This is a genomic window from Janthinobacterium sp. GW822-FHT07A03, from assembly GCF_058798815.1.
On the sequence record NZ_JBXAKW010000006.1, the window covers coordinates 1 to 19,079 of the forward strand.

Genomic DNA, 19,079 nt, shown 5'->3' on the forward strand with positions numbered 1-19,079 from the left:
ATTGCTGGCAGGCCCATCAAGGCGCGCGTGCGGTTGACCAGAGCGCCAGCCCGGCGGTAGCCATAGGTCGGCAGCGCCGTAATCTCGGCGCGCACGGCGTCGACCAGGATGGCGTCGGCAGGCTGGTGGAACGTCTGAGTGGTGCGCCCGTCGATCCAGTCCGCGGGGCGAACCAGCAGCTGGGCTACGTGTGAGCGCGCTACGCCAAGGGCAGAGCAGACCGGCTTCACTGGCCGTCCTTGCCCGACAAGGGCGAGCGCGCAATCCACTTTTTTTCGCGAGCGAACTCGACGGCCTCCTTCAGGATTTCCGCCTCCATCGTCTTCTTGCCGAGCATGCGCTGCAACTGGGCTATCTGCGCGCGCGCAGCGGCCAGTTCGCTCGCCGGTACCACCGATTCGCCAGCAGTGACCGCCGTTAGCGCGCCTTCCCGTTCGAGCTTGCGCCAGTTGAACAACTGGCTTGCACCGACGCCGTGCTTGCGTGCGACCAGCGATACGTTCATGCCTGGCTCGTAAGTCTCGCGCACCAGCGCCGCTTTTTCCTCGGCAGACCAGCGCCTGCGGCGCTCCTGGCTCACCGTCACCACCTCGATTGTTTGCTTGTTCCTAGTCATATGCACAGTCCTATTCCTATCCGTAAGAATAACGCATAGGCTGTGTCTGGTGAATCAAGGGGCTATTTCAAAGCCTCCCAAGAAATTCGAACGAAGCATCTGGAAAGCCAGCGATTACTAGTTCTTCCATGTTGCGAAACTGGGCCAGCGGCGAAAGGCTTTTGTATTTGCAGTACCATACCTTGACACTAAGTATAGCCTCAGGTTCAGCAATTGTAGGGAAATTACCACCAGCGTCGCGAATCAATTCTAGGTGCATTTTTAATATATCCATCCATTTTTCTAGCTTTAGCATCGACCGCTAAAGGTCCGTTTCTGGCCGTACGCAGGCGATCAAGGAATTAACAACTGCATCTTAGCGCTAGAAAAATACTGCACCTTTGCTTGAGATAGCTCTTCGGCTAGTTTTTGACGCAGGGCTAATCCATCCGCATCTAATTTAGCAACTTCTTTCAAGTCTGTATATGTCCGAAAGTGAGCCAACTCATATCGTTTCTGCCACGCGGAAATTTCATCGTCTAGACGTTCGGAAATGCCTAGTGCAGGTGCCATCAGCCAGCCACCCTCGACGGCGTCACGGATACCGGTTCCTGAGAGATTTCCGTCAACTACTAAATAGCGCACACTGTTGTTCATATTGAGAAGATACCCGTGAGAGTCTGCAATTGGCCGACTGCTGTCGTCACAAGGCTATTTTAAATGGTCATCAAAACCCAGTGCACGTGTCAATTTTGGAAGTTTAGCCCACAGAATAGCGAGAACCACTAACCCAGTTGGAATGCCAACATACAGTAGAGCACCTTCCTCAGAAACCTTGAAAAAATACCTGGTCAATCCAGCAGCTAGTAAACCCCAGAAAAGAAACGCAAAAACCAAACAAGAAACAATTGTCACCCACTTCCTAAACCACTCAAAGCGGCGCTTGCGAGGTGAATGGAGTTCATATCTTTCCATCTCATAAGTCCCGCAAAATTTCCTACTTTCAACTTCTCGTAGTACAAGGCGCATCAACTTTTTTAGCAAGTTAAACGGCTGGTTTTGGCCAGTTGCCGTAGTTGGAATATTCCGCCCCGAAACGCTCATTCTTCAATGCTTTGGCCCGATGGTTGATTGCGGAAGTAGTCTCCATCTGGATCCAGATCCTTGTATTGACGCACGATAGGGTGCTGGAGCGTGGACCACAAGTGGTTGATCAAGCCAGTCAATGCGCGTAAATTCTCAGTTCGCTCTATGTCGGGGAGCGTGCGAATAACATTGTCCGCTTCATTAATGATTTTTCCCATGCGTTCATACATCGACATCAGTTGCTGTGCGGTTGAATAGTCCATTTCTCTTCTTTCAAAAATCACTTGCTAGGAACTTCGACACAGCGTCGACATCAACGGCGATGCTGAGATGATCCAATCTGTGGAGGGTCCGCTTCTGGTCGGTTGCCATCGTTCTCAGGTTGCGCCCATTGCGGACCTTAGATACCTTTCTCGCCCGCTGAAGAACCCATTAGTGAGCCAGCCATTCACAGAGCTGGCCTAAATCACTTCCTGGTAACGTCTAAAGAAGCAATCAACTCAGCAGCTTGTTTTAAGTTCGCTGGCGCATTATCAATCTGGCTTTGCTGAAGTGAAATCTGAACGTCAACATCACGATATGAGAAGAACAAATGACAAATTTCTGTTTCGTGACAAATAATAGAGCCGACGGAATATGTCGAATCGTCGCGCGTAGGCTTTCGTTGGAAGTACCAGACATCTCTCCCACATAACTCTGTACATCTATACCATCCAAAGGAGGTAAGTTGAAGTGCAGACCCTACCGTTCCTTCGGCAACGGTAACGTCAAATGGCGACGGAAATCCATTAGCTCGTCGCTCTGCACTCGACTGCAACTGAACGCCCCATTTCCCATAATAAGGCCCGTTGGGAATCTCTAAAAAAGCGCCTTGTGTACTATCGAGCGCACCGCTAATCGCTCGCAACGAAGAAGCGCTGACTATCGCTGGGTTTGGAAATCGAAACGTTACACTGGCGATTTTTAAGTCCACGTTTCGCTGCGACCAAAAGTGCGCGAGTGTGCCCCCTAACGCTAATAAAAGAAAAAACACACCTACTTTGTTCTTACTCATTGCCCTTCTTTCAATCAGACGGCAGCCTCTGGCCCGTAGCGGCAGCAGAGCATAGCGGATTGCCAAGCAGAAAAACTCACAAATTGTCACGCCTCCGCGAATGACCGCTTGTGGCCGATACCGGCCGCTTGCGAAGCGCTGCTCTTGGCCGATGCCACACTCACGATTTCATCTCCGTTCCGTTGAGCTGCTCCATCAACGCATCGAGCTTACGCTCTAGCTTCAAATTTGACGCCCCAATGAAATACCAGATGCAAGCGAAGTTCACGATTGGAATCAACGATAGAACTGTCCAAAGCACTGCGTTCCGTCCTTTATCCTTTGCTAGAAGATAAGCAGAAACTGCCATCATTAGTGACATGAATACAAGCGGAAGAAATGAGACAAACATGTTTGGGGCGTTGTTTTCCATTAGTTTTATCTAGGTTGAATGGTTTAAATACGTTGGAAAGTCGACCTGGTGACACGTCCGAGCAACCTGCTTTAATGCTCCTGAACGGTTGCTTCTGGACGATAGAGGCACCAGAGCATAGCGGATTGCTAAGCAGAAAAACTCACAAATTGTCACGCTGCCGCGAATGACCGCTTCTGGCCGAAAGCAGACGGCCAGGATGAACCAGGCTTCGGCCATGGCGCCGATCAATATCACGCGGCCGCTTGTTCCCGCGGCCGGATGATCATGCAGGTGGCCGTCGCGTGCGCGTACACTTTGCCCGCTTCGTCGCGGATTGTGCCTTCCGAAATGACCAGGTTGCGGCCCGCATTGATGACCTTGCCTTCCGCAAAGACTGTCACGTTGAAGGGCAGGGGACGGCACATCTTGATGTTCAGGTCTGTCGTGCCGTAGCTTTCGCCGGCCGGCAAGACCGTGTGCGTGGCGCAGCCCGTGACCGTGTCGAGCACGGTGGCGGCGAAACCGCCGTGCACGCCGCCCATGGGATTCGTGTGGTTTTCATTCGCCGTGGCCGTGAAGATGACTCTGCCGTGCTCGATCGTGTGCGCATCCATGGGCATGGTCTTGGAAATGCCGGGCCGGGGGAACAGGCCTTGCGCGAACGCCTGCATCAGTTGCAAGCCTGTCATGTCTTTCGGGTGCATGGGTAACTCCTGTGGTGGTGATGTGGGGATAAGTCAGACGTCCTGCGCAAAACGCAGGCGCGAGGCGTGCAGCAGGAAGCGGGCGACGATGGCCAGCTCTTCCTCGCTGAAGCCTTGCTTCAGTTGTTCGTTCAGGCTGTCGAGCAGGGGCAGGGCATGGGCCAGCACCTCGCCCCCCTTGGCCGACATGTGCAGGGTGCCGGCGCGCGCGTCGAGTGCCGACTGGCCGCGCACGATCAGGCCGTTTTCTTCCATGCGCGTCACCAGGCCTGTCACGGCCGAGTTTTTCAGCTGCAGCGCCCGCCCCAGATCCTTCAATTGGCAGCCTTCCTCGCCCTTCAGGGCAAACAGGGCGACGACTTGCGTGCCGGAAAAGCCCAGTTCACTGCTAAACACGGCGTCGGCCGAGCGGAACAGGTTCTGGCGCGCCAGGTTGAGCAGGTTGAACAGGCGCGGCGAACGCTCGCCCAGCGGGCAGGCGGCGGCATCGGGAAGGTCTGGCTGGGGGGAGGTATTGGTACGCATGCGAAGTATACTACTACGTATGCGTAATAAATCAAGCGCCTATTTTCAGTCGCGCCGGTGGCGCCCCACGTAGCGGGCGCGGGGGCGGATCAGTGCCGCGCTGGCGGCTTGCTCGGCGGCATGCGCGATCCAGCCGGCCGAGCGGGCCAGCGCAAACACGCTCAATGCCGCGCCCTCGGGCCAGCCGAACGCCAGTTCCATCGCGGCCAGCGCCAGGTCGGCATTCGGGCGGGCATCGAGCAGCTCGCTTGCCGTGGCGCAGACGGACAGAATGGCGGCCAGATGCGGGTACCCGGGCGACAGCGCCGACAAGATTCCCAGCAGATATGCGGCGCGCGGGTCGCCGTCTGGATACAGCGGGTGGCCAAAGCCGGCGAATTCTGGCGCGACGGTCTGGTAATAGGCGCCGATGGCGGCCCTGGCGTCCGGCGCGGCCAGCGCCTGCGTCAACATGCGCCGGGCCGCCGCGCTGCCGCCGCCATGCTTGTCGCCGGACAAGGCCGCCAGCCCGGCCATCAGCGCGGCGGGCAGGCTGGCACCCGTCGAGGCGACGCAGCGTACGGCAAAGGTCGACGCATTCAATTCATGGTCGGCCAGCAGCACGAGGGCCGCGCGCAGCAGTTCCGTTTGCTGCGCATCGGCATGCCACGCCCGGGCCAGCTGCATGTGCAGCGGCAGGATGGATGGCGCCGTCCGGAGCAGGGCGGCGGCCAGGATGCGCATCAGGGCGGGGCCGGATGGCAGCGAGGGCGCCATGTCCGCCGTCGCCAGCATGGCCAGGGCGAGCATGGCGCGCGCCAGCGGCGGTGCTTCAGGTGCGCTGGCCAGCCCTGGCGGCAGGGCCGGCGCGTCCTGCTGAAAATGGTCGCTCGCGTTATCGTCCCACAGCAGGCTAGCAGTCGCTTCCAGCGTCGCGGACTCGGCCAGCGCCGTCGCATCGCAACCCCGGTACAGCAATCGTCCGTCGAAAATGTGGGAAATCCGTGTCTCCAGCACGGGCAAGCCCCAGTGCATGGCGGCCACGGCCGTCTGGCCACCGCGTTTGGCGTCGTTCTTGCGCGCCGCCAGGCGCAGCACGTCTTCCTGCGGATAGCGCTTGCGGCGCGACACGCCATTGCTGACGGAGGCCAGCAAGCCCCGGCTCACATAGGAATACAGGGTGGGCAGGCTGACGTTCAAGAGGCGCGCAGCCTCGGCAGCGGACAGATCGTTGTTCATGGCGGCCATTGTAGCGGCTGTCACTTTATATTGATTGATGGAATCAAGATTGACGGGCCGGGCGGCGCGTCACTAGACTCATGCCTTTCCAGGAGTTTCCATGAGCACACACACCATTCGCACCCTGCGCCCCGATGATGCCGCGCCCTTGCTTGCTTTCGAGCAAGCCAACCGGGCCTGGTTCGAGCGCCATATCGACCGGCGCCCCGACGATTTTTACAGCGTCGACGGCATTGCCGCGCACGTCGCGCAATTCCTGGACGAACATGCACAGGGACGCTTGCACCCCTGCATCATCGTGGACGAACATGGACAATTGATCGGGCGCGCCAACCTGAAGGATATCGACGGGCAGACGCAAACGGCCGAAGTCGGCTACCGCATCGGCGAGCAGCAAGCGGGCAAGGGCTTGGCCACGGCCGCGCTGCGCCATCTGATTGATCTGGCGCAAAACGAATGGCAGCTGGCCAGCCTGCGCGCCTACGCCATCGACGGCAATGCGGCGTCGATCCGCGTGCTGGAACGCTGCGGTTTCGTGCAGGGAATGGCCGTGCCCGATATTGCCCTGGTGGAAGGCAATGTTGTCGATGGCCATGCCTATGCGCTGGATTTGCGGGCGGCTGGGGTAGACTCTATCCTGTTATAAAAACAAAGTTGACAGATATGAATCGCGAAAGGCCTCAACACATCATCGTCATCGGTGCCGGCATCGTCGGCGCGTCGCTGGCATACCACCTGGCCAGCAAGGGAGCACAAGTCACCGTGCTCGAGGCGGGCGGCATCGCGTCCGGCGTGACGGGCACCTCGTTTGCCTGGATTAACACGTCCTGCGCGGGGCCGGACCCCATTGCGGCCCTGCGCGGCGACGCCATCGCCGCCTGGCGCCAGCTGGAAACGCAGGTGCCGGGCTTGACGGTACGCTGGCACGGCGCCTTGTCGTATGGCACGCAGGATGGGCGCGTGTCGCCCGAATCCATCTTGATAGACCGCTCGCGCATCGCCCGGCTTGAACCGCAGCTGCGGCGTCCGCCGCAACAGGCCGTCCACGAGCCGGAACAGGGCGCCCTCGACGCCGTTGCCGCGACACACGCCTTGCTGGCGGCGGCCGAGGCGCTCGGCGCGACGGTCCGCACGCACACGCCCGTGCTGGGTTTTGCCGTCCGGGACGCGCAGGTGACGGGCGTGGAAACGGCTGCGGGCCGCATCGAGGCTGATATGGTCGTGCTGGCGGCAGGCACGGGCACGGCCAGCCTGGCCGCGCAGCTGGGAGTTGACTTGCCGATCCTCGCCTCGCCCGCCATCTTCCTGCGCTACCAGGCGCCGCCGGGCCTCGTGCGCGCGATCATTTCCAATCATGCAATGGAAGTGCGGCAAGCCGAGGACGGGACCATGCTGGCGGCCGAAGATTACCTGGACGACGCGCCGGAAAACCATCCCGCCGCCATCGCGCTGCGCACGGCCTGCGCGATACGGGAAGAACTGGAGGGGGCGGAGGCCATCGCGCCGGAATTCGCCTGCATCGGCCTGCGGCCCATGCCCGCAGACGGCGTGCCCATCATCGGCTCTCTGCCAAATATCAAAGGAGTGTACGTATGCGCCATGCATCCGGGCGTGGTGCTGGCCGCCATCGTGGGGCAGCTGGCCAGCGGGGAAATTCTCGATGGCCAGCCGGCTGCGGCCCTGGAGGCTTGCCGGCCCGCGCGTTTCCTGGCGTGCTGACTTTTAAGGCACAGCTACCACGAACACGGGCAGGACGAACGGCGCAGGCTCCTGCTCATCGCCGTCCTCCGACGGCGCCTGCATGAAATCCTTGTTGCGCCAGTCCCCATTCACCACTTGCTCGGCGATCAGCGCCAGATCCTGCGTTTCGCGCAGCGCGCAGCGAAACGGCAGCCGCCCATGCGAGCGCGACACCAGGCTGAAGCGCAACTGCCGGCATTGCGCATCGTGCCAGCAATAGAACAGCATGTCCTCGCCAGCGAGGGCGCTGCGGCGCGCCGCGATCACCTCACCGATGAAGGCAACGATATCCGCCGCATGGATCTGCGGCGTTTCCTCGTCCGTGGGCGAAAAGCTCCACATATTGGTTCTGGCTTCGTGGTTGATGTCGTCGGGATCAATTTCCACGGCATCGTCCTTGGCCATGGCTAGCCAGCTGTTGACGACAGTTGAATGAATCATGTGAAGCTTTCAGTACTTATTAATATTTGTTTATTTGCGCATCACCGGCTGGATTATGCCGACGTGTCCATTCATCCGCGACTTCGCCCATGGTTTTAGCAACGCCATCACCTATCCATGCCATGAAATCACGGTCAAGCTTGAATTCGGGACCGCACTGATCCAACAGGAAGCGCCTGACGTTTTGCGTATTTTTATAGCGGGCATCAATGCTGGTCTGCCGAGTGATGACGCCGCCGTGCCAGTCGAAATCCATGCTGCAGTCCTTTCTGAGATATTAAGGCTGGGTAGAGAACGACCTGTAGCTTGGCTTGCACTTGAACTCAGGCACTGGAAGTACCTCCAGCCTCATCCGACTGCAGAGTCCGCATATACTATGCTAAAACCATGATGCTGAGATTGTAGTTTAATACATAATCCTTGATGAAAATTCTCCTGAGTCAAGTCATTCACAATGCAATACAAGTTCAATCCTGGTGGCCGAACGATCAATGTCAGTTGATAACTCAGAATTTCTTCATTTTTCTCGGAGTAATATGTTTTCATTGTTTTGTTTTTTACATATACTCCGGCTTTTCTCAAGGCTTCATCAATCAGATATGTTATATTATCATCGAGCGTAACATCCAAATTGTCATGGCCATTATATTCGCATAGTATTGAAATCGGAAACTCCACCGCAATTTCAACTTCTCTTGCATAGTCGCAGATTATCTTCATAATTTCATGCCTTGCTGGTAATTTGATTTTAAATGAATTGGGCTGATATCAATCGTTTGAATGAAGTTCTACAATTCAAAATATGACCTCACCCCCCGCGGCCCATCCGCCAACAACTCCGCCAGCCTGTCCGTCAACCACAAACTCGTCTCGCTGAGTTTCTTCCCATGTATCGATAGCCGCCGCACCGGCAGGCGCGACAAAGCCAGCGCAGGGCAGGGCACTTCCTGCAGATAGCCCTTGTAATTGTCGTAGTTGGCGATATTCAGCGGCAGAATCGCCCAGCCCAGCTCGTCCGCGACCATTTCCGCGATGCTGTAGAAACTGTCGGAGAACCAGACGGCGGGGCTGAAGGCGTGTTCGCGGTTGAGCTCGGAATCCATGATCAGCTGGCGGTAGCGGGTCAGCTCGTTGCGGCTCACTTCCTGCCCGTGCGCCATCGGGTGGCCTTTGGCCACGAACACGCCTTGCGCCACGCTGCCGATGTGCTGCTGTTCCAGCACGGGGGAGATGGGGCCGCGGTCAAAATGAAAAGCCACGTCGGCTTGCTGCTGCTCCACGTATTGCGCCACCTCGGACGCCGTGGCGTTGAGCATCACCAGTTCCAGCGCCGGGTAGCGCGCCGCCAGTTCCTTGACCAAAGTGCCGATGGCCAGGTAGGGCAGGGCTTCGTCCAGCGCCAGGGTCAGCTGGGCTTCCGGCGCCTCGCTCAGCAGCTGGGCGCGCAGTTGCAATCGCTCGGCCTGGCGCAGCAGTTCGCACGCTTCCAGGTGCATCACCTTGCCCGCCTCCGTCAGCACGGCGCTGCGGCGCGAACGGTCGAACAGTTCCACGCCGAATTCCGCTTCCAGCAAGCCGATCGAGGTGCTGACCACCGATTGCGCGCGGCCCAGCCTGCGCGCCGCGCCCGAGAAAGAGCCGGCCGCGACAGCCGCTTCAAAGTAACGCATTTGTTCCAAAGTCCATTGCATGGCATCCACCTATCTGTTTTACAGATGGATTTTAACTTGAATGCCATTCAGGGGCGACATAAAATGCTTTTACTAATTCAATAACACGAGATCCGCCATGAAAAACGCCCAAGCCCATACCCCCGCCATCAGCTTCAGCTGGTGTCACGACGCCACCGCCGAAGATGCGCTGTGCAAGCTCTATCTTGACAACGTCAGCGCCGACTATATCTCCCATTCGGAGCTGCAGGGCGAACGGGCCGATGCGCCCGGCAACTGGCGCGCGGACTTGCCTGAAGTCATACGCGGCGAAATCCGCGCCGCCCTGTCGCACGACTGGGCGCATGGCGATTCGACCCTGCTGGCCGTCGCCACGTCCGGCGACACTATCGTCGGCATGGCCTTGGTGTCCATCGACACGCGCCAGCGCGCCTCGAAATCGTTCGCCGCGCTGGACGACCTGGTCTTGCTGCCTTCCGTGCGCGGCAGCGGCATCGGCAGCTTGCTGGTGGAGTGGGTGGCCGACGAGCTGCGCAGCCACGGCATCGCCCGCTTGTTCCTCGAATGCGGCGCGCACAACCTGACGGCACAACAATTCTTCCAGGGCCGCGGCTTCAAGCAGGTGTCCGTCGTCATGCTGCGCGAACTCGACGCAACTGCAGCGAGTGCCGCAGTGGATGACAAGGACGGCGACCGTGGCTGACGCCCGCCGCCCCCGACAAGGCCAGGCCCGTGGCAGCCTGGAACGTAAATATTTGCGCAGCACCAGATTCATCCAAACCGATAGTTGTTAAAAGTCACACTAAAACCCATGAGTTGTTTATGCATCCAATGAAAAAATGGCTGACGCTGGCCATCGTCTCCAGCGCCCTGTTCCTGATCGTGGTCGACATGACCGTGCTCTACACCGCCTTGCCCGCGCTGACGCGCGACTTGCAGGCCACTTCCTCGCAAAAACTGTGGATCATCAACGTCTACGCGCTGGTCGTCTCCGGTCTGTTGCCCGGCCTCGGCACCCTCGGTGACCGTCTGAGCCACAAACCCGTTTTCCTTGCCGGCCTGGCCGTGTTCGGCATCGCCTCGCTGTGCGCCGCGTTTTCGCCCGCCGCAGAATGGCTGATCTTTGCCCGCGTATTGCTGGCCATCGGCGCCGCCTTGATGATGCCGGCCACCTTGTCCATCATCCGCCTGACCTTTACGGACAACCGCGAGCGCTCGTTCGCCATCGGCGTGTGGGCGGCGATCGCCTCGGGCGGCGCCGCGTTCGGCCCCGTGCTCGGTGGTTTCCTGATGGAACATTACTGGTGGGGTTCCGTCTTCCTGATCAACGTGCCCATCGTGCTGCTGACCTTGGTATTGGCCACCGTCATCCTGCCGAAACGGGCCGGTAACCGCGACAAGCCGTGGGACTTGAAGGGCTCGCTGCAAATCATGATGGGCCTGCTTGGTGGCGTGTATGCGATCAAGGAGCTGGGCAAGTCGCAGCCGTCGTATGCGCTGGCCGCCGCCTCGTTCGCCGTGGGCGCCTTCTTCATGCTGAAGTTCGTGCGCCGCCAGAAGCGGCAAGCCAGGCCGCTGATCGACTTCGCCCTGTTCCGCGAATTGCCGTTTTCCAGCGCCGTGGCCGCCGCCATGGTGGCGTCCGCCGCCCTGATCGGCATGGAACTGGCGCTGAGCCAGCACATGCAGCTGGTGCGGGAACTGTCGCCGCTGGAAGCGGGTCTGCTGCTGTTGCCGCTGCCGCTGGCGTCCGTGTTTGCCGGTCCGTTGACGGGTTTCATGCTGCCGCGCGCCGACAAGGCCAAGGTCTTGTGGGGTTCGCTGTTGCTATCCGGTATAGGCATGGCGTCGTATCTGCTGCTGCATGACGCCGCCGTCTCGGCGCAAGTGGCCAGCCTGGTGATCCTGGGCCTGGGCCTGGGTGCCGTCATGACGGCCGCATCGAGCGCCGTGATGCTCAACGTGGCTCCCCAGCAAGCCGGCATGGCCGCCTCGATCGAGGAAGTGTCGTACGAGCTGGGCGCCGTGATCGGCGTGACGGTGCTGGGCACCATCATGTCGGCCGTCTACAGCGCCACCCTGGTGATTCCGGAAAGCGCGGGCGTGTTGCCGAACGTGCATGACACCTTGGATGCGGCGCTGCTGGCCGCCGAGCAATTGCCGGCCGAACTGGGCTTGCAAGTGTCGGAACTGGCCCGTTCGGCCTTCGACAAGGCATTTATTGTCGTGCTGGCAACGGCTTCCGCCATCCTGATGGCGGCCGCCGCCACCATCCGCCACCTGCATCTGCGGGCCCGCCGCGTGGCTTGATTGCCCCCTTGGGGCCAGGGAAAATGCTGACGCCGCCATGATTGGCGGCACCAGCAGGATTTGCTTTTTGGGCAAAGGTCAGACGCAAAACAGTAGGATCAAATACAAACTAATAAGATTGACGCGAGTGAGCCTGGCGGCCATGCTTCGGGAACAATCGCTATCTGCCAGGAGCAGACAGTCGGCCCTCGCCAGCTAGTGTGGCCAGCACATTTTTATATGTGATCAAGAAAGAGCACATCTCCCATGAAGCCACTTCGCTTGTTAAGCTGCGCAACGTTGGTAATTGCATGGTTTGCAGCATCGACAGTCATTGCTCAGACGTCAATTGCCGAACAACAGGATGCACGGGTCATAGAAAATCTGCGTCAGAACGGCGCGGATGTTACCAAAGTACATAACATCGATTTCTTTCTTGTCTTTATTCGGAAGGCTGAAGCGGCTGCCACCGCAGAGAAAATCCGAGCCTTGGGATACGAGATTGTAGGCGTTGGCCAGCCGCCCACCGCGAAGCAATGGGAAATTCACGCCAAACGTAAGATGGTGCCAGAGTTGCAAGCAATGCAGGCAACTACACGCGCGATACAATCCCTGGCGGAAGTTCGCAATGGGTATTACGACGGCTGGGGTGCCGTTGGAGTCAAATAGCAAATATTGCCGGATGGACTGCTTCATTGCGCTCACCGACCGCTACGGGGCGGAACCTGGCAGCGGCGGCAACCGGCCAGGAGCGGACTTTTCGTTGGCAATTATTTAAATAAGAAAACATGCACCCACCGTGGAATTTTACCTTTTAGTTTAGGAATGAAAAATTTTCCAAGGAGAAAAGCCGTGGACCATAAGAAAAACAGCAGATTTACACTCAAAGATGTCTTGATAAAAACCAATGCTCAGCGTCTTTCTGAGGCACCAAAAAGCGAGAAAATTACTCATTATGTTTTTGTTTTTGGCATTGCGATTGTTATAGTGGCCTCTCTTATTTTTATGGATTGATTTTTACTCATGTACTCTATGGCAACTAATACCACAGCATTACAGTTTAAAGAATCGCTCGGAAACGAATAGATCAGGATCGCAACCTGCTGGTATCACGCCAAGACTGACAAATACCCTAACCGAACCTATCTCAAGGTCGAAGTCACGAATGAGCAAGGGCGATATTACGTCGCCGGATATTCAATGGAACGGGTCCTGTTAGGTGGGAAGTTTCCCTTTCTGAAACAGTAGATCGGGCGATCAGCAGACTAGCTACTGGCCGCTATGGGCCGAAAGCAGCCGCTCGTATAAGCTCAGGAAACAGCAGCCTGCGTCAAATGCTGCAACCATGGCCTCGGCAAGCTTCGACGCGCAATAGTGTCTAACATTCTTGCACGCGCGGCGCGTCGAATTCGCTTGCCTCATGGCGGGCTTGCGTCGAACTTTATGGTTCGTCCACCTTACTCCGTGACAATGATCTTCCCGTTCATCTCCTCGTGGCCGCTGCCGCAAAAATTGTCGCACAAGAAGGCGTATTCACCGGACTTGCCGGGCGTCAGCCGCACTTCGGTGACCTGGCCCGGCTTCAGGTCGGCGCGGATGTTCATGTCCGGGATGAAAAAACCATGGATGAAATCGACGGCGGTGAACGCCAGCACGACGGTTTCATCCTTTTTTACGGTGATTTCATTCGGCGTGTAGACGAATTTCCTCGCCTCGATGGCGATGATTCTTCCCTTTTCGGCAATTTCCCTGACGCCCCGGGCATTGATGGCGGCCAACGTCAGCAGCGCACCGAAGCCGCAGGCCAGCCTTGCACATAGCTGTCTTCTGGCGCGGTCCATGGCTTACGTCCTCGTGACGGGAAATTCCGTGAGCTGGTAGTCATTCCCCGCCTGCGCTTCCACCTCGCGAAAACCGAGTCCCTTGTACGGCGCGGCTGGGTCCCACGGCAGGGGCGTGCGTTTTTCCTGCGAGCCGGGCGCCGGCAGGGGGAAAATCAGCGATTTGGCCGCGTGGTGCGCGATTTGGCCCGTCATGTGGTGATGTTCCTGGTGAATATGGCCGTAGAACACCGTCACATTGCTGTACGGCATTAACAGGGCGATCGCCTTGTCGCCGTCGCGCGTGGCCCAGTCCCACTTGGGCACGAGGTCGAACAGGGGGCGGTGGGTGAAGACGACGATGCGCGCGTCTTTTGCCTGCCTGTCCAGGTCGTTTTTGAGCCACTCCAGCTGGGCGTCGCCGATGCGCGCGCCGGGGTCGGACACGTTATCGAGGGCGATGAAATGCACGCCCTTGTGCTCGAACGTGTAATTGGACGGCCCGAAGTTCTCCTTGAAGGCGGCGCCGTTGTCGAGCGAGGCGTCGTGCTCGCCGGGGATGAAACGCACGGTTTTTACCGTTAAACCGGCCGCAATCTCCTTGAACTCGGCCATGCGCTGGCGGCGCTCCTTCGGGTCGTCCGTCGTATGCGTCAGGTCGCCCGTGAAGATGATGAAATCGGGCTGCACCTCCAGCGCATTCACGGTGGCGACGGCCTTGCGGAAGGTGTTCAGGGCGTCGGGATTGGCGGCGCCGCTGAAACCCCAGTGCACGTCGGACAGCTGGACGAAATAGAAATCGTCGTAGGGGGCGGCCATCTTGCCGTCCGCTGCCGCCTGCGCATGTCCATACAGTCCGGACATGAACACGGCGCCGCCGCCGATGGCGGTCAGTTTCATGAAACTTCTGCGGTCCATCATGATATTTCTCCTCGTTTCAGTGGATGACGGTGGCAAAACAAGCGCTATCTGGCGGCCGTCGCTGGACTGGCCCGCCCGGCTTCCTGCTGCAAATACGCGATCAGGTCGGCGCGGTCCTGCGCGGACGGCACCATATAGCCCATCTTCTGGCCGGGAATCAGTTTTTCCGGATTCGTCAGCCATTGATCCAGCGTTTTCTCGCCCCACACGATGGCGGACGCCTTCACGGCCGGCGAATAGCTGTAGCCGGCGGCGCTGCCGGCTTTCCTGCCAAACACGCCCTTGTGCGCGGGACCGACGCCGTTGTAGTCGATCGAGTGGCAGGACATGCACATGGTTTTGTAGAGCACCTGGCCGTGGACGGCGTCGCCGGCGCTGGCCGCGCCGCTGGCAGCCATCAGCATGGCCGCGGCCAGGCCGGCGATGAAGTACGGGTATGTCATGTCGAAGTCCCTTTCATTTGCAGGTATCTGGCATGCACCCGATGCAATCGGGGCCTGCAGATGCTATAACTCCGAAGACGGTGAAAATATTCCCGCGAAAACCGGTTTATTTTGGGCCTGGCAAAAAAAGGCCCGGCAGCGGGAATAAACGGCGGGCAAAGCGAGTCTTATGCAATGAGACGGTCGACAGGCGGATGGGTGTTGATTTGAATGACATCGATAAAACCAGGTTGTTTGAAAAAATTGCCATGCCTCATCTGGATTCCGCCTACAACCTGGCGCGATGGCTCACGCGCAATGACCAGGATGCCCAGGATCTGGTGCAGACGGCATTCCTGCGCGCCTGCCGCTTCATGGACGGCTACCATGGTGATGGCGGCGGCGCGCGCGCCTGGCTGCTGACGATCGTGCGCAATACCTATTACACGTCGCTGCGCGACAGCCGCCCGCAACACGATGACATCGGCTTCGACGAGGAAATTCACGGGCATGATGAGGATGGATGCGGCATGGTGCCGGATGCTGCCGGCGGCAACCCGGAAGACATCCTGGCCAGGGCCGACGTCAAGCAGGCGATCAACCATGCCCTGGAAACGCTGCCGCGGCCTTACAGGGAAGTGCTGGTGCTGAAGGAGATCGACGATTTGTCCTACAAGGAGATCGCGGGCATCGTCGGCATCCCGATCGGCACGGTGATGTCGCGCCTGGCGCGCGGACGCAAGCTGCTGCTGATATACCTGAAACAACATACCGATGAGAAATGAAATGGAGTGCACCGAATCACGCAGCAAGATGTCCGCCTTTGCCGATGGCGAGCTCGACGCATCGGCGGCGCGGCAATTGACGCAGCATCTGGCCCATTGCCCGGACTGCGCAAAGGCGTGCGCACAGCTGCTGGCCTTGCGCGCGGCGGTGAGCCGGCATGGCGTGCGCCATGCCGCACCAGCTGCCCTGCAGCAACGCTTGCGCCAGGCGCTGCAGGACGAGGGAAAGATGGCGAAGGAGAAGCCCCGGGGCTGGAAATGGGCGCAATTGCCGTGGGCGTGGATCAACTTTGGCGTGGCCGGCGCCAGCACAGCCGCGTTCGCCGTCACGCTGGCGCTGTATCTGTCCGTGCCATCGGACGCTGAACGGCTGGACCAGGAGATCGTGGCCAGCCATTTCCGTTCGCTGATGCCCGATCACCTGGCCGACGTCGCGTCATCCGACCAGCACACGGTCAAGCCATGGTTCAGCGGCAAGCTCGACTTTTCACCGCCCGTGGTTGACCTGGCGCAAGCCGGATTTCCCTTGGTCGGCGGGCGCCTCGACTACATCAGGCAGCGTCCCGTCGCCGCGCTCGCGTATCGCCGGCATCAGCATGTGCTGAACCTGTATGTCTGGCCCGACCAGGCGCAGCGCGATGCGCCGCCGCGCCTGACCGTCAAGCAAGGCTATCACTTGATACGCTGGAGCCGCTCCGGCATGGAATACCGGCTCATTTCCGACCTCAATGTGCCGGAACTGATGGATTTCGAGCGCCGGCTCGCGGCGCAGATCGACCAGGACGCTCGGCCGTGAAAGCGCCGCGCCGGGCGTGTTACCTGAGCAGCGGCGCCACCTTGTCGCGCAAGACCGTCCATTGGGCGTCCAGCACGGCCTGGTTGGGGTCGTGTCCGGCCCGTTTTACCAGGGTAAAACTCTTGACGGGCGCCGTGATGCTGTCGAAATACGTGCGCGCGATGGCGGGCGAGGTCAGCAAGTCCGCTTCGCCCATGATGAAAAACACGGGCAAGTCGAAGCGCGTGCCCAGCGCGGGCAGGTCGACCTTGGCAAACATGCCGTCGCCGCGCAGGCCGATGAACTGGATGTACGAGTAATCATCGGCCGCCTCGGCATCGGCCAGCGCTTGCGGCGTGGCGTAGAACGGCGCCGGCTGCCACCAGTGCCTGGGCGGCGCATCCGTTGCCAGTGCCTCATATTTGCGGTCGAAGCGGCGCAGGATGCCGAAGTTGCGGGGATCGCGCCAGGGCGGCGGACCCAGCGCCGCCAGCTTGTCCAGCGTGGGCGCATCGTTCGCTGCTTGCGCCAGCGCAAGCACTTGCCGGTACATGCCGGCCTCGTTGTCGCGCGCATTGACCACTTGCGCCGTGCCGATATACGCGTGGAACAGGTCGGGGCGCGCCTTGGCCATGTGCACGCCCAGGATCGAACCCCAGGAACTGCCCATCAAAATGACCTTGTCCTTGCCCAGGTGCTGCCGCAGATAGGCCGCCACGGCAATGCCGTCGTCGCGCATCTGTTCCACCGTCAAGGGCACGTCTTCCGTCGGGCGCTGTTTCGCATACGTCATGCCCGCGCCGCGCCGGTCCCATTGCACCAAGGTGTAATCCTGTTTCCAGCCGGCATAGAGAGCGTCGGCAAACGGGCTCAAGGCATTGCCGGGACCGCCATGGATGAACAGGATCACGGGATTGCCGCAGGCGGCGCCCGTGACGGTGATCCATTGCTCGATGCCATTGATGGGCACATAGCCCTGTTCGCGCACGGCTTGCGCGGGCGCGGCGCAGATGGACGGCGAGGCGGGCGCCGCCTGGGCCGCGCCGCAACAAGTTAACAGCAGCAATGCCAGGCCTGTGATGCGCATATCGTCTTCCTGTATCTGGTTGGCGGGAACTACAGCGTGCAATCCTGTGCCGGCTTGCCGGCAATAAAGCGGGTGCTGGCCTGCTCGAAACAGGCGGGCGCCGTCCACAGGATGAAATGCGGGGCATTCTGCACGGTGGCCAGGGCCACCTTGCCCGCCTTGCGCTGCGTCAAGGCCTGTACTTGCGCCTGCGCGCCCGCGTACGGTGTCTTCGGGTCCAGCGTTCCCTGCAGCACCAGTGTAGTCGGCACCTTGGCCGGCAAGGCGCCGAAATAGGCGTCGCGCGGGTAGGTGGGCAAGCCGCCGCCCAGCAGGATGCGGGGTAGGGGACTGGTCAACAGCAAGTCCGCCTCTTCGCGCTCGAGGTCGGCGGCCGTCCAGCCGGGGCGCAAGGAGGGCTGCAGATTGTTTTCCGAATTGCTGATGATGCTGACCAGCGGAATCGACAGCGGCGACTGGGGATAGCTGCCCAGGCCGGCTGCCGAGGCCGTCAACGTGGCGCGCACGGCCGCCAGTTCGCCATCCTTGCCCTGGTCCAGGTCGTGCAGCAGGTACGGGATGCGGGCGCGGGCGGCCGGCACGTCGAGCATGCTGCCGAGGAAGTTTTTCAGGTTCTTGCCGGGAATCTTCGCCAGCAGGGCGGGATCGGCTTGCGCCTTGTCCAGCACGCGGCGGTACAAGGTTGCGGCCGGCTCGCCCAATGCCGCATGGCAAGCCGCATCCGCGTCGCAGCGGGCCAGCACCTGCATGCCGACCTGGTTGACCACGTGCGAGCGCTGGCTCAAGTCCCAGCGCGCATCCGTTTGCGGCGGCACCAAGGAGTCGAAAATCACGCCCTTGACGGGCAGCGGTCCCAGCTGCAAGGTGCGCAAGACCAGCTGCGTGCCGTACGACACACTGTATACATACACGGGCGGCTGCTTGCGCCTGCTCCGCTCGCCCTCGATCAAGGCTTTCAAGTCGCGCGCGGCCGTGGTGATGGAAAATTGCGCCGCGTATTCGGGCATCAGATTGATGCCCTTGAAGCAGCTGGCCCATTCGGCGCCGGCCAGGGCGCGGCCGCCGGGACTTTGTTCCGACTCTTCCACCTTGCACAGGCGCGACGAATGGCCCGTGCCCCGATGGTCGGGAATCAGGAATTCAAAGCCAGGGAAACTGCGGCGCAGGGTGGGCAGCAGGCTGTAGAACGAAGCGCCCGATTCGCCGGGGCCGCCCGCCACCAGCCATAGCGTGCCCTTGGCGGGCTTGCCGGCAGGCACATCGGCGGCAAACTTGCGCACGAAGACGTGCATGGCATCCGCGTCGCCGACGGCGCGGCCCTGGGCATCGTAGCTGCCCGGCACGTTCAAGCCCGAGCACAGGCTGCCGGGGGCGGCCGTATCGGAGCAGGGCGTGAAAAACATCGGTTCGGCATGCAGGGAGGTGCCAGCCAGCAGAGCGGCCAGCAGGGTCAGGCGGGGAAGTAAGGTCATCGGCTACTTTGGCGGCGGTGGGAACAGCCGCCAAAGTAGCGTTTTTTACACCAATTGTCCAGATGGAAATATTTCTGCGCG

24 protein-coding genes and 1 pseudogene are annotated in these 19,079 nt (G+C 59.9%); 8 read left to right on the forward strand and 17 right to left on the reverse strand.

Translation table 11 applies throughout. The annotated features are described in order from the left end of the window. The 8 genes and pseudogenes from AC1RJW_RS17395 to AC1RJW_RS17430 all read right to left on the reverse strand — a co-directional run. Nucleotides 1-616, reverse strand: a pseudogene (locus tag AC1RJW_RS17395) (transposase); the annotation flags it as partial. A gap of 67 nt (nucleotides 617-683) precedes the next feature. After that, a complete protein-coding gene (locus AC1RJW_RS17400; RefSeq protein ID WP_493046068.1) occupies nucleotides 684-890 on the reverse strand; it encodes a hypothetical protein in 207 nt (68 codons plus the stop codon). 59 nt (nucleotides 891-949) lie between these two features. Continuing rightward, nucleotides 950-1,252: a hypothetical protein gene (locus tag AC1RJW_RS17405; protein WP_493046070.1), complete on the reverse strand. Its 303-nt coding sequence runs from the start codon at nucleotides 1,250-1,252 to the stop codon at nucleotides 950-952. 443 nt (nucleotides 1,253-1,695) lie between these two features. Further along, nucleotides 1,696-1,944 carry a hypothetical protein gene (locus tag AC1RJW_RS17410; RefSeq protein ID WP_493046071.1) on the reverse strand — a complete coding sequence of 83 codons (249 nt, stop codon included), beginning with the start codon at nucleotides 1,942-1,944 and terminating at the stop codon, nucleotides 1,696-1,698. Between the two features lie 203 nt (nucleotides 1,945-2,147). After that, nucleotides 2,148-2,735: a hypothetical protein gene (locus AC1RJW_RS17415; RefSeq protein WP_493046072.1), complete on the reverse strand. Its 588-nt coding sequence runs from the start codon at nucleotides 2,733-2,735 to the stop codon at nucleotides 2,148-2,150. A 645-nt stretch (nucleotides 2,736-3,380) separates the two neighbouring features. Next, nucleotides 3,381-3,833: a PaaI family thioesterase gene (locus tag AC1RJW_RS17420; protein WP_070310764.1), complete on the reverse strand. Its 453-nt coding sequence runs from the start codon at nucleotides 3,831-3,833 to the stop codon at nucleotides 3,381-3,383. Nucleotides 3,834-3,866: 33 nt separating this feature from the next. Further along, nucleotides 3,867-4,358, reverse strand: a complete 492-nt coding sequence (locus tag AC1RJW_RS17425) for a MarR family winged helix-turn-helix transcriptional regulator (protein WP_493046073.1) — start codon at nucleotides 4,356-4,358, stop codon at nucleotides 3,867-3,869. Nucleotides 4,359-4,403: 45 nt separating this feature from the next. Further along, complete coding sequence (locus AC1RJW_RS17430) at nucleotides 4,404-5,576, reverse strand: citrate synthase (RefSeq protein ID WP_493046075.1); 1,173 nt, start codon at nucleotides 5,574-5,576, stop codon at nucleotides 4,404-4,406. A 100-nt stretch (nucleotides 5,577-5,676) separates the two neighbouring features. On the opposite strand from AC1RJW_RS17430, the gene AC1RJW_RS17435 reads away from it, so the two are divergent. Together AC1RJW_RS17435 and AC1RJW_RS17440 are read left to right on the forward strand one after the other, a co-directional pair. Next, a complete protein-coding gene (locus tag AC1RJW_RS17435; protein ID WP_493046076.1) occupies nucleotides 5,677-6,222 on the forward strand; it encodes a GNAT family N-acetyltransferase in 546 nt (181 codons plus the stop codon). 17 nt (nucleotides 6,223-6,239) lie between these two features. Then, nucleotides 6,240-7,295, forward strand: coding sequence for an NAD(P)/FAD-dependent oxidoreductase (locus AC1RJW_RS17440; protein WP_493046077.1), 1,056 nt, complete (start codon nucleotides 6,240-6,242; stop codon nucleotides 7,293-7,295). 3 nt (nucleotides 7,296-7,298) lie between these two features. Here AC1RJW_RS17440 and AC1RJW_RS17445 read toward each other — a convergent pair whose 3' ends face one another. The 4 genes from AC1RJW_RS17445 to AC1RJW_RS17460 all read right to left on the reverse strand — a co-directional run bounded on the left by AC1RJW_RS17445 (nucleotide 7,299) and on the right by AC1RJW_RS17460 (nucleotide 9,448). Beyond that, a complete protein-coding gene (locus AC1RJW_RS17445) occupies nucleotides 7,299-7,757 on the reverse strand; it encodes a hypothetical protein (RefSeq protein ID WP_493046078.1) in 459 nt (152 codons plus the stop codon). A 19-nt stretch (nucleotides 7,758-7,776) separates the two neighbouring features. Next, nucleotides 7,777-8,013, reverse strand: coding sequence for a DUF6434 domain-containing protein (locus AC1RJW_RS17450; protein ID WP_493046080.1), 237 nt, complete (start codon nucleotides 8,011-8,013; stop codon nucleotides 7,777-7,779). A 92-nt stretch (nucleotides 8,014-8,105) separates the two neighbouring features. After that, a complete protein-coding gene (locus AC1RJW_RS17455) occupies nucleotides 8,106-8,477 on the reverse strand; it encodes a hypothetical protein (RefSeq protein WP_493046081.1) in 372 nt (123 codons plus the stop codon). A gap of 68 nt (nucleotides 8,478-8,545) precedes the next feature. After that, a complete protein-coding gene (locus tag AC1RJW_RS17460; RefSeq protein ID WP_493046082.1) occupies nucleotides 8,546-9,448 on the reverse strand; it encodes a LysR family transcriptional regulator in 903 nt (300 codons plus the stop codon). 97 nt (nucleotides 9,449-9,545) lie between these two features. On the opposite strand from AC1RJW_RS17460, the gene AC1RJW_RS17465 reads away from it, so the two are divergent. The 4 genes from AC1RJW_RS17465 (at nucleotide 9,546) to AC1RJW_RS17480 (ending at nucleotide 12,730) form a co-directional block, all read left to right on the forward strand. Then, the gene (locus AC1RJW_RS17465; RefSeq protein WP_493046083.1) at nucleotides 9,546-10,130 is read left to right on the forward strand and encodes a GNAT family N-acetyltransferase; all 585 of its coding nucleotides are present in this window, start codon (nucleotides 9,546-9,548) and stop codon (nucleotides 10,128-10,130) included. 128 nt (nucleotides 10,131-10,258) lie between these two features. Beyond that, nucleotides 10,259-11,737: an MFS transporter gene (locus tag AC1RJW_RS17470; RefSeq protein ID WP_493046496.1), complete on the forward strand. Its 1,479-nt coding sequence runs from the start codon at nucleotides 10,259-10,261 to the stop codon at nucleotides 11,735-11,737. A 246-nt stretch (nucleotides 11,738-11,983) separates the two neighbouring features. Next, entirely contained in the window at nucleotides 11,984-12,385 is a 402-nt protein-coding gene (locus AC1RJW_RS17475; RefSeq protein WP_493046084.1) for a ribonuclease E inhibitor RraB, read from the forward strand. 183 nt (nucleotides 12,386-12,568) lie between these two features. Further along, nucleotides 12,569-12,730, forward strand: coding sequence for a hypothetical protein (locus AC1RJW_RS17480; protein ID WP_493046085.1), 162 nt, complete (start codon nucleotides 12,569-12,571; stop codon nucleotides 12,728-12,730). A 443-nt stretch (nucleotides 12,731-13,173) separates the two neighbouring features. On the opposite strand, the gene AC1RJW_RS17485 is transcribed toward AC1RJW_RS17480, so the two are convergent. From AC1RJW_RS17485 to AC1RJW_RS17495, 3 genes are read right to left on the reverse strand one after another with little or no spacing between them, the layout of a single operon-like run. Then, entirely contained in the window at nucleotides 13,174-13,557 is a 384-nt protein-coding gene (locus AC1RJW_RS17485; RefSeq protein ID WP_493046086.1) for a cupredoxin domain-containing protein, read from the reverse strand. A 3-nt stretch (nucleotides 13,558-13,560) separates the two neighbouring features. Further along, nucleotides 13,561-14,454: a metallophosphoesterase family protein gene (locus AC1RJW_RS17490; protein ID WP_493046497.1), complete on the reverse strand. Its 894-nt coding sequence runs from the start codon at nucleotides 14,452-14,454 to the stop codon at nucleotides 13,561-13,563. 47 nt (nucleotides 14,455-14,501) lie between these two features. Beyond that, nucleotides 14,502-14,900, reverse strand: coding sequence for a c-type cytochrome (locus tag AC1RJW_RS17495; RefSeq protein ID WP_493046087.1), 399 nt, complete (start codon nucleotides 14,898-14,900; stop codon nucleotides 14,502-14,504). A gap of 32 nt (nucleotides 14,901-14,932) precedes the next feature. On the opposite strand from AC1RJW_RS17495, the gene AC1RJW_RS17500 reads away from it, so the two are divergent. Both AC1RJW_RS17500 and AC1RJW_RS17505 read left to right on the forward strand, forming a co-directional pair. Further along, a complete protein-coding gene (locus AC1RJW_RS17500; protein ID WP_493046088.1) occupies nucleotides 14,933-15,664 on the forward strand; it encodes a sigma-70 family RNA polymerase sigma factor in 732 nt (243 codons plus the stop codon). A 1-nt stretch (nucleotide 15,665) separates the two neighbouring features. Continuing rightward, nucleotides 15,666-16,460: an anti-sigma factor family protein gene (locus AC1RJW_RS17505; RefSeq protein WP_493046089.1), complete on the forward strand. Its 795-nt coding sequence runs from the start codon at nucleotides 15,666-15,668 to the stop codon at nucleotides 16,458-16,460. Between the two features lie 19 nt (nucleotides 16,461-16,479). Here AC1RJW_RS17505 and AC1RJW_RS17510 read toward each other — a convergent pair whose 3' ends face one another. Continuing rightward, nucleotides 16,480-17,526: an alpha/beta fold hydrolase gene (locus tag AC1RJW_RS17510; protein WP_493046090.1), complete on the reverse strand. Its 1,047-nt coding sequence runs from the start codon at nucleotides 17,524-17,526 to the stop codon at nucleotides 16,480-16,482. 29 nt (nucleotides 17,527-17,555) lie between these two features. Beyond that, nucleotides 17,556-18,998 carry an alpha/beta hydrolase gene (locus AC1RJW_RS17515; RefSeq protein WP_493046092.1) on the reverse strand — a complete coding sequence of 481 codons (1,443 nt, stop codon included), beginning with the start codon at nucleotides 18,996-18,998 and terminating at the stop codon, nucleotides 17,556-17,558. Between the last annotated feature and the right edge of the window lie 81 nt (nucleotides 18,999-19,079).